This is a genomic window from uncultured Jatrophihabitans sp., from assembly GCF_964251945.1.
GTDB lineage: Bacteria > Actinomycetota > Actinomycetes > Mycobacteriales > Jatrophihabitantaceae > Jatrophihabitans.
Genome location: NZ_CAXULP010000003.1, coordinates 358072 through 372436, shown reverse-complemented (window position 1 = coordinate 372436; position 14365 = coordinate 358072). Strand labels below are relative to the sequence as shown.

The window sequence follows — 14365 nt, the reverse complement described above, 5'->3', positions numbered from 1 at the left end:
TCATCCTGCCACGCCTGGGCTGACCTCAAAATTTGGCGGCGATGGCCTGGGCGAGGTACAAGGCGTTGCGGGAGGTATCCGAGCGCTGGGTGTAGACGGTGACGAGCACCCGGCCTTTCGCGAACACGAAGGCCCAGTCCCGCCGGCCGTCCGGGCCGAAGAAGGCTGTGCGGTAGCAGATGCCGGTCAGGCCGGCGACGAAATCTCGCTCGGTCAATTGCTCGGTGCCGGTGCGCGCGGTGAGCACCATGGCGTCGCGGGCGGCGGTCGCGGTCGGGTAGGTCGCCGGCCGGATCTCAGCCGTCGCCTCGTAGGGCGGGGCGTAGAAGTAGAACCGGCAGCCGACCGGGCGCAGCCGGGTCAGCACGACCGTCCGGTACACCCGGTCGCCCTCGATGTCGGCGACGTTGGCGCTCTTCGCGCCAGCCGGATCCTCGTCCAGCCCGGTCCGGATGTACGGGCACGCCCGCTGCGCCTCGCCGGCGCGCGGCGCGCGGCCGGGCGGCAGCGGCTGGACGGACTTCGCCGGCCGCGGCGGGCTGATCGCCGGCGCGCTGGTCGCCGTTCGGGTGCCCTCGACGACGGTGTGCGTGACCGCGGGCGAGGTCGGGGACGACGTCGCGCTGGCCGTGCAACCGGCGAGCACGCCGGCCGCCACGGCCGCGTACGCGAGTGCCCGCAGCCGGTTCGTCCGCGGGCCATTCGTTCGGGGGCAGCTCACCGCGGGCGGCCGACGGCGACCCGAGCGGCCAGCTCCGGCAACGTGTCGTCCAGCGGGGCGAGATCGACTGGCTCGCCCCGCCGGGCGAGCGCGCGCCGCAAGAGCTCGTCGGCGAACCGGGGGCTCTTCGCGAGCACCGGCCCGTGCAGGTAGGTCCCGATCACGTTGCCGCGGACGGCGCCTTCGGTGCCGTCCCGGCCGTTGTTGCCGCGGCCGGTCGAGGTGCGGCCGAGCGGCGCCGCGGCCGGCCCGAGCGTCGTCATGCCGCTGTGGTTCTCGTAGCCGACGAGCCGCCCGGCGCCCAACGTGTCCGCGGTGTCCACGGCGTTGTTGCCGATCAGCCGCTCCCGCTCGCCGCGGGTGACGACGTCGAGCACGCCGACGCCCTCGATCCGCTCGCCGTCGACGGTGACGAACTCGTGGCCGAGCATTTGATAGGTGCCGCAGATGGCGAGCACCACGACTCCGTCGTCGGCCATCGCGCGCAGGGTCGGGCCGCGGCTGGCAAAATCGGCGCCGATCTCGCCCTGCGCGGCGTCCTGGCCGCCGCCGCCCAGCAGCACGTCGGCGGCGGTCGGCAGCCGGTCGCCGACGCTGACCGGCACGACCTGCACCGGCAGGCCGCGCCACTCGAGACGACGGCGCAACACGACGACGTTTCCGGTGTCGCCGTAGATGTTCATCTCGCGCGGATAGAGGTGGACGAGGGTCAGCGGGTTCATCCGGCTACTCCGATCCGCTGCAGCACCGCGTGCAGCGTCCACATCGCGGTGTAGGTGCTGAAGACGACGACGCGCTCTCCCGGCCGCACCGCGGCGACCGCGGCTCGCACCGCCTTCTCCAGCTCCGGCTCGACCTCGTCCACCGCCACGTCGTCATAGCTGAGCCGGACGGCCATGTCGGCGGCGCGAGTGCCTGCCGTCGACCGCCGCGCGGGCAGCCGCGCCAGCGCGGTGAACTCGACGTCCCAGAGCCAGGACACGTCCCGGCCGTCGGCGTAGTCGTCGTTGATCGCGACCACCACGGCAGCTGGCGGATCCGTCTGGACGGTCCGCAGAGTCTGCCGGAAGCCGGCCGGGTTCTTCACCAGCTGCAACACGACGTCGCGGCCGTCGACTGCAAACATCTGCCCGCGGCCGAAGGCGGGCGAGACCGCTGCCAGCCCGTCGACCACGGCCTGCGGCGGCAAACCGAAAGTCAGCCCGACGGCGGCGGCGCCACACGCGTTCTGGGCGTTGTGCGCGCCCTCGGCGCGCAGGACGACGTCGTGCTCGGCGCCTTCGATGCACAGGGTCAGCGCGCCCCGACCAGGTCCGGGCAGTTCGCGCAGCTCGACCGCGGCGGGCAGCTCGGACATGTGCAGCGGGCCGCCGTAGAGCTCCTCGTCGTTGGGGAACAACTCCCGCAACCGCGGCGCGACGCCGTAGTAGGACACCTCGGCCCCGGTGGCGCCTGCGAGCGCGGCGATCCGTTGGTCGTCCCGGTTGAGCACGACGTGCCCGGTGGTCGCGGCGGCCACCTTCGCCAGCAGGCGAGCCGTCGTGTCGATCTCGCCGAACCGGTCGAGTTGGTCGCGCATGACGTTGAGCAGCAGCGCCCTCTGCGGCGGCACCCGCTCGACGAACCGCACTGCCCACGCCTCGTCCAGCTCGAACACTGCGACATCGTAGGGCAGGCTGCCGGACCAGCGCGCGTGCTCGACGGTCGCGGTGATCGCGCCGCGGACGAAGTTCGAGCCGGTGTCGTTGGTCAGCACCCGGAGCCGCTGGTCGAGCAGGGTCGCGACCATTTTGGTGGTCGTCGTCTTGCCGTTCGTGCCGGACACGACGACGACGCCGTGCGGCAGCGTCGCCATCGCCCGCGCCAGGTAGCCGGGAAACGCCTTCTCGACGACCAGACCGGGCAGGGCATTGCCGCGCCGGCCGATCGCCCGCAGGGCCAGCAGGGTGAGCTTGCCCAGCCAAACCGCGAGCAGGTTCACCGCTCCCACGCTACCGACGCCGCGGTCACGCAGGACGACCGAAGGGGCGCGCCGCCGAAGCGACGCGCCCCTTCATGATCGAAAGACGAAGGCTTGATCAGGCCTTCGGTATCGCGGTCAGCCACTTCGTGTTCGGCACGCCCACACCGGTCACGTTGTCGTAGCCCTTCACGACCTTGAGGCTGCTGTCTTCGCCGAACGTGCGGACCGAGTACAGCACCCCGTCGTCGGCATTCTCGCCGTTCGCGAAGTCGGCGCGCACGTCGCCGGCGACAGCCGGAACGCCCTTCACGTCGGTGAACGACGACTTCTTCGCATAGATCACCGGGTTCAGCAGGCCCACGCCGCGGTCGGCGTTCTGGAAGCTGAGCGCCGTCTCGCCGGCGAACAACGGCGACGCGAGGCTCGTGCCGCCGATGCGGTACTCGTCGTAGTACACGCCGTCGCTGAACGTCTGGGTCTCCCCGATCAGGAAGCCCGTGTTGGGGTCAGCGTCCATCGAGACGTCCGGGACCGAGCGGTAAGGGCTCTGCGTGACGCCCTTCTGATAGGACGGCCGGTTGAACAGCGCGGACGTGCCGCCGCCCGCGCCGTAGAGGAAGCCGAGCGCCTTCCAGCTCTTGCCGTCCGACGACAGCGTGTACTTCACGGTGCCCCAGCCGGCCTGGCCGAGCAGGGTGCCGCCGGAGATCGCCGTCGAGGTGCCGCCGACGCCCGTGACGTAGGGGTCGGACGCCGGGTAGTCGACCTGCTTGACGCCGGTTGCCGCCAGCTCGTCGCCGTCGTCGCCGGAGGAGAAGGTGAACGAGATGCCCTCCGTAGCCCCCTGCAGGAACACCTTCTCGTACGCCGCGACGGAGTCGCCGGTCTCGGCTTCCTCCACGTCGGCCCACGAGTTGCTCACGATCGAGGCCTTGTCCTCGAGCACGACCTTGGCGAGCGTGTCGATGAAGTCGTCGTCAAAGCAACTCGCCGAGGCGTAGTAACGGATCTTCGCGCCCGGCGCCATGGCGTGCACCGCCTCGATGTCGAGGGTTTCCTCGCCGTACCAGCCGGACGGGCCGCAATCGGCCTGGTTGGTGTACGTCTTGGGCACCACCTGGGTGTATTGGCCCCGGGCGTAGCTGCCGTCGCCGTGGTTCTCGGCGTAGGTGTTGATGTCGCTCACGATCGTCGGCGCGGCGTAGGCGTCGGTGATCGCGACCGTGACGCCGGACCCGTCGAGGGCGGTGTCGCCTTCGTAGGCGCTGCGCAGCTGCGGACCGGTGTAGCCGCAGGGCGAGTAAGACAGGTAGTTCCCGCCGAACTTCGGCAGTGGCGTCTTGTAGTCAGCCTGGTACTTCGCCTGCACCGTGCCGAAGTCGATCGAGCACGGCCGGGCGTTACGGAAGCCCTCCGGGGGCGGGTCCTGCTTGCTGGCCGGCGCCGTGCGTTGCGGCGTTGTGTCCAGGCCGCTCACGGTCAGCACCGCCGAGGCGAGGGAGGCGGGCACCTTGAGCGACTTGCTCGGCGCCTGCACCACCAGGCCGGCGTGCCGGTAGCGCGCGATATCGGTGGCGAAGGCCTTCTCGGCCGCGCGGACGCTCCCGCTGATGGTGACGTAGCTGTTGTCCGACGCGGGCTTGCTCACGGTCAGTCCGGCCAAGCGCAGGTACTTGGTCACCTTGGCGACGGTGGCGGCGGTCGTGCCGAAACGGCTCTTGTACTGCGCGGGAGTGAGGAAGCGGCCGTAGCTTGCCGAGCCGGGCGTCGAAATGGCGTTCGCCGCCGACGCCACCGCCGCGAGCCCGCCCCGCGGCGCGAGGTAGACCCGGCCTTTCACCTTGCTCGAACTCTTCGCGGCGCCGAGGTGCTGGGCATGCGCGGTCCAGGCGGGCTTGCTTCGGGCGATCGGCGTGGCCGGCGTCGCGGCCGACCCGGTCGCCGCAGTGGCAAGGCCGGCGGTGAACACCGCCGCGGCGGTCACACCCACCGTCGCCAGTGCGATGGTCTTGTGTTTGTGCATCAAATCTCCACTCTTAGTGCTGGCCCCCCGCTTCGCGCGGTTCGCAAACCGCGGCGGCTTCGGACAAGGTAAGAGCCCGTGAAGTAATGCGACGAGTAGATGGGTGTCCCATTCCTGCATGGCAGGAACCTGTAAGAGGGTTGACTCTCCGCCTCGCCGTCCCGTGGGTGGGCTCTTTCACCTTCTTGCCAGCGAACTTCGCCCTCCGATACCGTGGCGACACCCCCGCGACAGGCGCGTTTTCGGCTGCCGCGTTTTAGCTGGTGGCGCCGAGGAGGCGGGCATGACGCGAGACGCCGATCGCGCACGCGTCCTTCTCGCGCCGGTCGAGCTGTGACTGCCGCGCCGCAGGTCGGCAGTCCAGGGCCGCCGATTCGGACTCCGTTCGGTGTGCCGGTCGCCCGCACGCACGGGCAGCTGTCGGTGCACTATCAGGCCATCCTCGACGTCGCCCGAGGCACGGCCGCCGGCTACCAGGCTCGGCCGGATGCCGCCGAGGACAGGGTCGACACCGGTTGGCCGAGCGTAGGGTCGGCCGACGACGACGCGGCAGCCGCCCTCGTCGCGCTGGCGTTGGCCGCCTGCCCGACGCTGCCCGTCAACACCTTCTTGGCGGTGCCGGTCGGCGTGCGCGCTGCCCTGAGCATGTCCGTGCAGCGAGTGCTGTTCGGACGGGACACGTTGCGCGGCGTGGTCATCGACCTCGTCGGGCGCACCGCCGACGTGCCGGCCGAGGAGCTCGAGAGCACCGCGGACCGGTTGCGCGCGGCCGGCGCGTTGATCGGCGTCGGTGGCTACGGCGCCCCGCAGCCGGAGCTGACGAGCATCGTCCGGCTCAAGCCGAACATCGTGCGCCTCGGCCGCGACTGGGTGCGCGGCATCGACCAGACGACGGCCAAGCGGACCGCGATCGAGGTCATCGGTCAGCTGGCCGGCCAACTTGACGCATGGGTCCTCGCCGAGGGCGTCAGCACTGCCGCCGAACTACGCGTGCTCGCGAACCTGCAGGTGCCGCTGGCACAGGGGCCGTTCATCGGCACGCCGCACACGGTGTGGCCAGAGATCGACCTCAGTGCCAGAGCGGCGCTGCCAACGGTCACCGGCAACACCAACGGGGTCTTGCGCGGTCTGCTTCAGCACGCCTACACGGCAACCGACGTCGCGGCCGCCGTGTCGGTGCTGCCGGAAACCAGCGGCTTTGATGTCGTGGTGGTGCTCGACGAGCACCGCCGGCCCATCACCTTGCTCGAGCAGGACAACGCTGCCGCGTGGAACGCCTCCGAGATGCTCACGGTGAACATCAACACTTCGGTGTCTGAGGTCGTGCAGCGGGCGCTCACCCGCCCGCGCGCGACGAGGTTCGCGCCGGTCGCGTGCATCGACAGCGCCGGGCGCTATCTCGGCATCCTGCGGATGGAACGACTGATGGGCCACCTCGCCGGCGTGTGATCGTCTCGTGCCGCCCGTGGCGCGGTCATCAGCGGCGAATCAGCTCGCGCTCGGCACGACGCTGTCGGCGGCTCGCGAACACTTGGCACCCCATTCGACCGGTCCCGGTGATCAACTAGCCGGTCTGACGAGGTGACAAGCCGGTAATCATCGCCGCTGGGCCACGCAACTGCCGGACTTGTCTGACGTGGAGTGTCGAGTTGTGGAGACGAAGAGAATCGAACTCTCAACCCCCGCCTTGCAAAGGCGGTGCTCTGCCAATTGAGCTACGTCCCCGAGCCGGTCAACGCGAGCTGTCCGAGGTCGCCTCCCGCCACAGGGTGTCGGCGTCGACCTGGGCCTGCCGACGGCGGGCGGCCAACGCCGCGACCAGACTTGCGAGCGCGGCGAGCACCAGCGGCTTGTTCACCGGCCACCTCCGTCTCCTGCGGGCCGAGCCGGACCTGACGGTCACGAGGGACTCCACCGCAGCGCACCGTGGGCCTGGGAGGACTTGAACCTCCGGCCTCATCCTTATCAGGGATGCGCTCTAACCGTCTGAGCTACAGGCCCGTGCGTCGTGGCGCTTCGCGCCGCGACGACCCAGCATAGCGATGCGCACGCGGCTGTTCGCATCGCGGCCGCCCGCTGGTCAGCGTTCGGAGAGGGTGACTTCGATGCCGCCGACGAGGTCGGCGCACAGGTTGTAGACGACTGATCCGACGGTGGACAGCGCGATGAACAGCACGATGTTGACGACGCCGATGATCGCTGCCCCGCCGAACACGATGCTGGCCCGGATCGGCGGCTGGGCGTTGCCGGCCTGCAGGGTCGTCACCGCATTGTTGATCTTGTCGATGATCCCGGCGCCGTCCAGAACGCCGTAGAGCACGCCGACGACGATCATCCAGACGAAAAACAGCGCGATGGACAGCACGCAGGAGAACTTCAGCACCGTCCACGGGTCGATGTGCCGCAGCTGGAGACGGGCGCGCCGCGGCCCGCGGGCGCGCGCGGCCCGCGCCTGCTTGCTCGAGTCGCCCGTCGACTTGCCGGTTGGTCCGGCGCCGATGGGCCTCATCGGGCCCATCGAGCCGACCGTGTCAGCGGGTACCACCGGAACCGCGGCCGTCGGCGCGTCAGCCGGCGGCGTGCCACCGGCGGCGCCGGGATAACCGCCCACCGCCGCGTCCGACCCGGCAGTCGTGGTTGACGCCGCGCCCCACGGCGGCGCCGCGTTCGCGTGGTCTGCGTAGGACTCGACGCCGTAGCCGTTCGCGCCGTTCGACACCCGCGCGGCCGGCGTTGCGGCCGCGGCCGCGGCCGAGTCTGGCGGCACGGGCGCGTCCGAGGGCACGGCCAAATCTGGGAGCGCGGGCGTATCCGAGGGAACGGCCGAATCTGGGAGCGCGGGCGTATCCGAGGGAACGGCCGAATCTGGGAGCGCGGGCGCGTCCGAGGGGACGGCCGAGCCGTCGGCGTCGAGGTCGGGAGGGGTCGGCGCGCTCTGGCCATGGCGGCCCGGTTGCGTCAAAGGTCCGTCCGTTCTTCCTCGAGTCGTGCCCAGGGCACCGGTTCGTTGCGGCCTCCCGGCGCCGGCCGGTCGACCGGCGCCTACTCTTGCTCGTCCGGCTCGTCGGCGTTGCGGGTGACGGCAACCAGGTTGACGCCCTCCGGCAGGTTCATCAACCGCACGCCCATTGTCTGCCGCTGAGCGCGCCGAACCTCCGCCGCTGTCGTGCGGATGACCACTCCGTCGGAGGTGATCGCGTAGATCTCGTCCTTCGGCGAGACCGCGACCGCCCCGACGAGGCCGCCACGGGTGGACACGATACGCGCGGTGAGCACGCCCTTGCCGCCTCGGCCCTGGACGGGATACTCCTCGATCCGGGTGCGCTTGGCGTATCCGCCCTCAGTGGCGACCAAGATTTCGGCGCTCTCATCGCGCACGACCTCCATCGCCAGCAGCTCGTCGCCGGCGTTGAACCGCATGCCGAACACGCCGGACGTCGCCCGCCCCATCGGCCGCAGCGCCTCGTCGTCGGCGGTGAACCGGATCGACATGGCCTTGCGGCTGACCAGCAGCAAGTCGTTGCTGGCCGAGATCAGTGCGGCGTCGATCAGCTCGTCGTCCTCGCGCAGGTTGATGGCCACGACGCCGCCGCTGCGGTTGGAGTCGAAGTCGGTGAGCTTGGTCTTCTTCACCAACCCGTGCTTGGTGGCCAGCACCAGATACGGCGCCACCTCGTAGTTGGTCAGCGTGATGACCTCGGCGATGGCCTCGCCGGGCTGGAACGCCAGCAGGTTCGCGACGTGCTGGCCCCGGGCGTTCCGGTTGGCCTCCGGCAGCTCGTACGCCTTCGCCCGGTACACCCGGCCCTTGTTCGTGAAGAACAGGATCCAGTCGTGCGTCGAGGTGACGAAGAAGTGCGCCACGATGTCGTCGGTGCGCAGCGAAGCGCCCTGCACGCCCTTGCCGCCGCGGCGCTGAGCCCGGTAGAGATCGGTCTTCGTCCGCTTCGCGTAACCCGTCCGGGTGATCGTGACGACGACGTCTTCGCGGGCGATGAGGTCTTCCATCGAGACGTCACCGTCGTGCGGGATGATGCGGGTGCGCCGCTCGTCGCCGTGCTTGTCGACGATCTCGTTCATCTCGTCGCGGATGATCTGCCGTTGCCGGCCGGGCTTGGCCAGGATGTCGTTGAGGTCGGCGATCTTGGCTTCGATCTCGGCGGCCTCTTCGATGATCCGGTTGCGCTCGAGGGCGGCGAGGCGGCGTAGTTGCAGGTCGAGGATCGCGGTCGCCTGCAGCTCGTCGATCTCCAGCAGCTGCATCAACCCGCCGCGCGCGTCCTCGGCCGAAGGCGCGTTGCGGATCAGCGCGATGACCGCGTCGAGCTGGTCGAGCGCCTTCAGCAGCGCCCGCAGGATGTGCGCGCGATCCTCGGCCTGCTTGAGCAGGTAGCGGGTACGCCGGACGATGACCTCAACCTGGTGCTCGACGTAGTGGCTGACGAACTGGTCCAGGCGCAGTGTGCGGGGGACGCCGTCGACGATCGCGAGCATATTGGCGCCGAACGTGGTCTGCAGCTGGGTGTGCTTGTAGAGGTTGTTCAGCACCACCTTGGCCACGGCGTCGCGGGTGAGCGTGATGACCATCCGCATGCCGATGCGGTCGGAGCTCTCGTCATGGATGTTGCGGACGCCGGCGATCTTGCCTTCCCGGACCTGATCGGCGATCGAGGTGACGAGGTTGTCGGGGTTGACCTGGTAGGGCAGCTGGGTGATGACCAGGATGGTCGCGCCTTTCTGGTCCTCCTCGATCTCGACGACGGCGCGCATCCGGATCGAGCCGCGACCGGTGCGATAGGCGTCCTCGATGCCGTCGCGACCGACGATGAGCGAGTGGGTCGGGAAGTCGGGACCCGGGATGAGCTCGATCAGCGTCTCGAGCAGCTCGTCGTCGGTGGCGTCCGGGTGGTCGAGTGCCCAGGTGACGCCGGCGGCCAGCTCGCGCAGGCTGTGCGGCGGGATGCGGGTCGCCATGCCGACGGCGATGCCCTCTGAGCCGTTCATCAGCAGGTTCGGGATGCGCGCGGGAAGGATGACCGGTTCAACCGTGTTGCCCGCGTAGTTCGGGACGAAGTCGACGGTCTCTTTGTCGATGTCGGCCAGCATCGCCATGGCCAGCGGAGCGAGGCGGCACTCGGTGTACCGCATCGCAGCGGCCGGGTCGTTGCCCGGCGAGCCGAAATTGCCCTGCGGGTCGATCAGCGGGTAGCGCAGCGACCAGGGCTGTGCCATCCGGACGAGGGCGTCGTAGAGGGCGGAGTCACCGTGCGGGTGGTAGTTGCCCATGACGTCGCCGACGACGCGACCGCACTTGACGTAGTTGCGGTCGGGCCGGAAGCCCGAGTCGTACATGCCATAGAGAATTTTGCGGTGCACCGGCTTGAGGCCGTCGCGCACATCGGGCAGCGCACGGCCGACGATGACCGACATCGCGTAGTCGATGTAGCTGCGCTGCATCTCCGTCTGGATGTCGACCGGCTCGATCCGATCGAACCCCGGAGGCTCGGTGATATCCGTCATCAGATGTCCAGGAATCGGACGTCACGAGCGTTGCGGATGATGAAGGAGCGGCGTGCTTCGACGTCTTCGCCCATGAGGACCGAAAACAGTTCGTCGGCGGTGGCCGCGTCGTCCAGGGTGACCAGGCGCAGGATCCGGCGGGCAGGGTCCATGGTCGTCTCCCACAGCTCCTTGGAGTTCATCTCACCCAGGCCCTTGTAGCGCTGGATCGCGTCCTCCTTGGCGAGCTTTCGGTTCGCGTCTTGTCCCACCTTGATCAAGCCGTCGCGCTCCTTGTCGCTGAACGCGTAGTCCGGGTCACCCTTGCTCCACTTGATCTTGTAGAGCGGCGGGGCCGCGAGGTAGACGTGCCCGGCCTCGACGAGCGGGCGCATGAACCGGAACAGCAGGGTCAGCAACAGGGTGGTGATGTGCTGGCCGTCGACGTCGGCGTCGGCCATCAGCACGATCTTGTGATACCGCAGCTTGGCGAGGTCGAAGTCGTCGTGGATGCCGGTGCCCAGCGCGGTGATCAGCGACTGGACCTCGTTGTTCTTCAGCACCTTGTCGATGCGCGACTTCTCAACGTTGATGATCTTGCCGCGGATCGGCAGGATCGCCTGGAACATCGAGTCGCGGCAGGACTTCGCCGAGCCGCCCGCCGAGTCGCCCTCGACGATGTAGAGCTCGCTCTCGCCCGGGTCGGTCGAGCGGCAGTCGGCCAGCTTGCCGGGCATGCCGAAGGTGTCCAGCGCGTTCTTGCGGGCCAGCTTGCGCGCCTGCTGCGCGGCCTTGCGGGCCCGCGCCGCCTGCGTCATCTTCGTGACGATCTTCCTGGCGTCGCTGGGGTTGCGCGCGAACCAATCGTCGATCCACTGGTTGCAGACGGATTGGACGAAGGTCTTCGCCGAGGAGTTGCCCAGCTTGGTCTTGGTCTGGCCCTCGAACTGCGGCTCGCCGAGCTTGATCGAGATGATCGCGGCCAGGCCCTCGCGGATGTCGTCGCCGGTGAGCCGGTCTTCCTTGGTGTCCTTCACCATTTTCTGCGCGATGGCCCACTTGTTCACCGAGTTGGTGAGCGCCGCCCGGAAGCCTTCTTCGTGCGTGCCGCCCTCGATCGTGGCGATCGTGTTGGCGAAGGTGTGCACGCTCTCGGTGAACGACAGATTCCACTGCATCGCGACTTCCAGTGAAAGCGCCTTCTCCTTGTCCTCCCCTGAGAAACCGATGACCTGCGCGTGCAGCGGCTCCTTGTCCTTGGTGCGGTTGATGTGCCGCACGAAGTCCGCGATGCCGTTGGCGTAGTGATAGGTGATCTCGCGCGGCTTCTTCGGCGCGTTGACGTCCGCGGCCGCGGCGTTGTCGTCCTCGACGATCTCGGCGATCCGCTCGTCGCGCAGCACGATCGTCAGCCCCTTGTTCAGGAACGCCATCTCCTGGAGGCGCCGCTGGACTGTCTCGAAGTCGTACTTCGTGGTCTCGAAGATCGCCGGGTCAGCCCAGAAGGTCAGCATCGTGCCGTGCTTGCGGGACGGGCCGCCCTTCGTCAGCGGCCCGGCCGGCTTCTGGTCCACATACGGCTGGCTCCACTCGAAGCCGTCCCGCCAGATGACGAGGTCGAGCTTGTGCGACAGCGCGTTGACTACGGAGACCCCGACGCCGTGCAGGCCGCCGGACACGGCGTAGGCCTTGCCGTCGAACTTTCCGCCGGCGTGCAGCACAGTCAGGATGACCTCGGGCGTCGGCCGCTTCTGTGTCGGATGCATGTCGACCGGGAAGCCGCGGCCGTTGTCGGTGACTTGGACGCCGCCGTCGGCGAGCAGCGTGACATCGATGTGGTCCGCGTGGCCGGCCAGCGCCTCGTCGACGGAGTTGTCGACCACCTCCCACACCAGGTGGTGCAGCCCGCGCGCCGACGTTGAGCCGATGTACATGCCGGGCCGTTTGCGCACCGCCTCCAGGCCCTCGAGGACGGTGATCGAGCCACCGGTGTACTCCTCCTTCTTCGCGGGCTTGGCGGCTGCGCGGGCGGGGCTTGCCACGGGCACGTCCTTCCTGGCCGGTGTGCCGGCTGCGACTACATGGCGACGACTCGCCGGTGCTGTCGGGCTGCCTGCGTGCGGCCGGCCGGCGACTTCGGCGGTGTGCTGTCCAGCCTAGCCGATCCGGGTGTCAGAACCGGGCCGCGACGCGGCTCAGTTGTCACGTGCGCACTCGAGGGCCCAGCACGGACGGTCTCCCACGCGTCCCCCACGTCACAGCGCGCCAGCGGGCGATGAGCGCGGTGCTCCCGCTGCCCGACGGGCCGGGTCAGCCGTAGGTGTCCCGCGGCCCGCGGGCGCCGGGCACTGCGCGCGGGCCATGCTTCCAGCTAGGCCCGAGCGGGCCGGTGATGTGCAGCTTGCGCACCACCTCGTCCCCCAGCTCGGCGACCAGCCTGGCGAGCAAGGTGGCGCCGAGCAGGCGCAGCTGGGTCGCCCAGGCCGTCGACTCCGCGGTGATCCGCAGCTCGCCGTCGGCCAGGGACTGCGGCGCGCAATGCGCGGCGACGTCCGAGCCGACCAGCGCGGGCCAGTCGGCGAACACCCTGGCCTCGGCGAGCGGCCGCTGCCAGCCCCGCTCGGCGACGTAGCCGTCGAGGACCGCGCCGATCCGCTGCGGGTCGCTCGCGAGGTCCGGGCCGGGGGCGGAGTAGCCACCGCGGTTGCGGCCCGCGAGGTTCTCTCGACGGGTGCGCCGGCCGGCCACGCTGCCGCGGCGGGACGCCGGGCGACCGAGCGGACCGCGCGCGATCGCGCGGGCGTCGGCCAGAGCGGCCCGGGCCGGGTCGGTGGGACCCTCGTCCCCAGTCTCACTGTCCGTGCCTGATCCGGCGCCCTGCGTCTCAGTTATCGGCTGTTCGTCCACAGAGCGCACCGGTTGTCCACCGTTACCTGTGGAAAACGGGGTAACGCAGGTCTCGTCCGCCGGGTCAGCGCCGCTCGGCCCGGGCGGGGTCCGCGGCCTCTCAGTCACGCGTGATCCCCTCGCGGCGCACGTCGTACCGAACGCCGAGCAAGCCGCTCGGCACGTCTGCCGGCACGGCCGCGGTGACGAGCGACTGCTCGGCCTTGGCCGCGGTCAGCGCGAGCTGGTCCCGACGCTCGACGTCGAGCTCGGCGAACACGTCGTCCAGGATCAGCACCGGATCGCCACCGGGCAAGCCGTCCGCGCGCAACAGCTCATAGCTGCCGAGGCGCAGCGCGAGCGCCACTGACCAGCACTCGCCGTGGCTTGCGTAGCCGCGGACCGGCAGCTGGCCGATCCCCAGATCCAGCTCGTCACGGTGCGGGCCGACGAGGTTAACGCCGCGGTCGAGTTCCGCGACCCGCGCCTTGGCCAGCTCTGCCAGCAGGGCGTCGCGCAGCACCGCCGCATCCGGCACGTCCGCCTCGGCGTCGGCCGGCTGCGGCAGGCTCGGCTGCACCGTGGAGACATACCGCAGGCTCAACGCCGCGCTGGCCGGCGCCACGTGCGCGTAGGCGGCGGCGGCATACGGACGCAGCGCGCGCACCGCGGCGATCCGGGCCCGCAGGATCTGCGCGCCGTGCTCGGCGAGGTGGCCGTCCCAGACGTCCAGCGTGCGCAGGTCTCCGCCGCGACGGGCTGCTGCCGCGGATTTCAATAAGGCGCCGCGCTGCTTGAGCACCCGCTCGTAGTCCGCCCGGACGCCGGCGAGGCGGGGGGCGCGGGCCAGGACGAGCTCGTCGAGGAACCGGCGGCGGTCGCTGGGGTCGCCGCGCGGAATGGCGAGGTCTTCCGGCGCGAACATGACGGTGCGCAGGATGCCGAGGATCTCCCGCGGACGTGGCACCGGGGCGCCGTTGATCCGCGCGCGGTTGGCCCGTCCGGACGCGATCTCGACCTCGATCCGCAGTTCGCGCCCATCGGCCACCACCGCGGCTTGGGCAACCGCCCGGTCGGCGCCAGCGCGGATCAACGGCGCGTCGCCGGCCACTCGGTGGCTGCCCAGCGTCGCCAGGTAGCCGAGCGCCTCCACCAAGTTCGTCTTCCCCTGGCCGTTGGAGCCGATCAACACGTTGGGCCCGGGCTCGAGCGCCAGCTCCGCGCCCGACCAGCTGCGGAAGTCGGTCACGGACAGGTGCCGCACATGCATGCG

Annotated in this window: 11 protein-coding genes and 2 tRNA genes; 1 reads left to right on the top strand and 12 read right to left on the bottom strand. The window is 69.9% G+C overall.

From position 1 onward, the window contains the following. Positions 1-25: 25 nt before the first annotated feature. The 4 genes from ACFFBG_RS09275 to ACFFBG_RS09260 all read right to left on the bottom strand — a co-directional run bounded on the left by ACFFBG_RS09275 (position 26) and on the right by ACFFBG_RS09260 (position 4707). Positions 26-721, bottom strand: coding sequence for a hypothetical protein (locus ACFFBG_RS09275; protein WP_375477898.1), 696 nt, complete (start codon positions 719-721; stop codon positions 26-28). Next, positions 718-1443: a type 1 glutamine amidotransferase gene (locus ACFFBG_RS09270; protein WP_375477896.1), complete on the bottom strand. Its 726-nt coding sequence runs from the start codon at positions 1441-1443 to the stop codon at positions 718-720. The genes ACFFBG_RS09275 and ACFFBG_RS09270 overlap by 4 nt, the downstream gene beginning before the upstream one ends. After that, positions 1440-2702 carry a MurT ligase domain-containing protein gene (locus ACFFBG_RS09265; RefSeq protein ID WP_375477894.1) on the bottom strand — a complete coding sequence of 421 codons (1263 nt, stop codon included), beginning with the start codon at positions 2700-2702 and terminating at the stop codon, positions 1440-1442. The genes ACFFBG_RS09270 and ACFFBG_RS09265 overlap by 4 nt, the downstream gene beginning before the upstream one ends. A 97-nt stretch (positions 2703-2799) precedes the next feature. Beyond that, the gene (locus ACFFBG_RS09260) at positions 2800-4707 is read right to left on the bottom strand and encodes a protease pro-enzyme activation domain-containing protein (RefSeq protein WP_375477892.1); all 1908 of its coding nucleotides are present in this window, start codon (positions 4705-4707) and stop codon (positions 2800-2802) included. 390 nt (positions 4708-5097) lie between these two features. Between ACFFBG_RS09260 and ACFFBG_RS09255 the strand changes: the two genes are divergently transcribed. Next, positions 5098-6156, top strand: a complete 1059-nt coding sequence (locus ACFFBG_RS09255) for an EAL domain-containing protein (protein WP_375477890.1) — start codon at positions 5098-5100, stop codon at positions 6154-6156. Between the two features lie 203 nt (positions 6157-6359). Here ACFFBG_RS09255 and ACFFBG_RS09250 read toward each other — a convergent pair. The 8 genes from ACFFBG_RS09250 to recF form a co-directional block, all read right to left on the bottom strand. Next, positions 6360-6432 (bottom strand) — tRNA-Ala (locus ACFFBG_RS09250). Between the two features lie 7 nt (positions 6433-6439). Further along, positions 6440-6565, bottom strand: coding sequence for a DLW-39 family protein (locus tag ACFFBG_RS09245; protein WP_375477888.1), 126 nt, complete (start codon positions 6563-6565; stop codon positions 6440-6442). Between the two features lie 69 nt (positions 6566-6634). After that, positions 6635-6708: transfer RNA gene (locus ACFFBG_RS09240), tRNA-Ile, on the bottom strand. A gap of 79 nt (positions 6709-6787) precedes the next feature. After that, on the bottom strand, positions 6788-7492 hold the full coding sequence (locus ACFFBG_RS09235) for a DUF3566 domain-containing protein (RefSeq protein ID WP_375477887.1): 705 nt from the start codon (positions 7490-7492) through the stop codon (positions 6788-6790). 257 nt (positions 7493-7749) lie between these two features. Continuing rightward, positions 7750-10227, bottom strand: a complete 2478-nt coding sequence (gene gyrA / locus ACFFBG_RS09230) for a DNA gyrase subunit A (protein WP_375477885.1) — start codon at positions 10225-10227, stop codon at positions 7750-7752. Further along, positions 10227-12248, bottom strand: coding sequence for a DNA topoisomerase (ATP-hydrolyzing) subunit B (gene gyrB / locus ACFFBG_RS09225; RefSeq protein ID WP_375477883.1), 2022 nt, complete (start codon positions 12246-12248; stop codon positions 10227-10229). The genes gyrA and gyrB overlap by 1 nt, the downstream gene beginning before the upstream one ends. Before the next feature lie 268 nt (positions 12249-12516). Beyond that, on the bottom strand, positions 12517-13122 hold the full coding sequence (locus ACFFBG_RS09220; RefSeq protein WP_375477881.1) for a DUF721 domain-containing protein: 606 nt from the start codon (positions 13120-13122) through the stop codon (positions 12517-12519). Positions 13123-13213: 91 nt separating this feature from the next. Beyond that, complete coding sequence (gene recF, locus ACFFBG_RS09215) at positions 13214-14362, bottom strand: DNA replication/repair protein RecF (protein WP_375477879.1); 1149 nt, start codon at positions 14360-14362, stop codon at positions 13214-13216. Positions 14363-14365 lie beyond the last annotated feature (3 nt).

Bases quoted from the DNA above. Each gene is read 5' to 3' on its own strand.
- ACFFBG_RS09270 (WP_375477896.1), bottom strand. From the start codon at position 1,443: ATGAACCCGCTGACCCTCGTCCACCTCTATCCGCGCGAGATGAACATC.
- recF (WP_375477879.1), bottom strand. From the start codon at position 14,362: ATGCATGTGCGGCACCTGTCCGTGACCGACTTCCGCAGCTGGTCGGGC.
- gyrA (WP_375477885.1), bottom strand. From the start codon at position 10,227: ATGACGGATATCACCGAGCCTCCGGGGTTCGATCGGATCGAGCCGGTC.
- ACFFBG_RS09260 (WP_375477892.1), bottom strand. From the start codon at position 4,707: ATGCACAAACACAAGACCATCGCACTGGCGACGGTGGGTGTGACCGCC.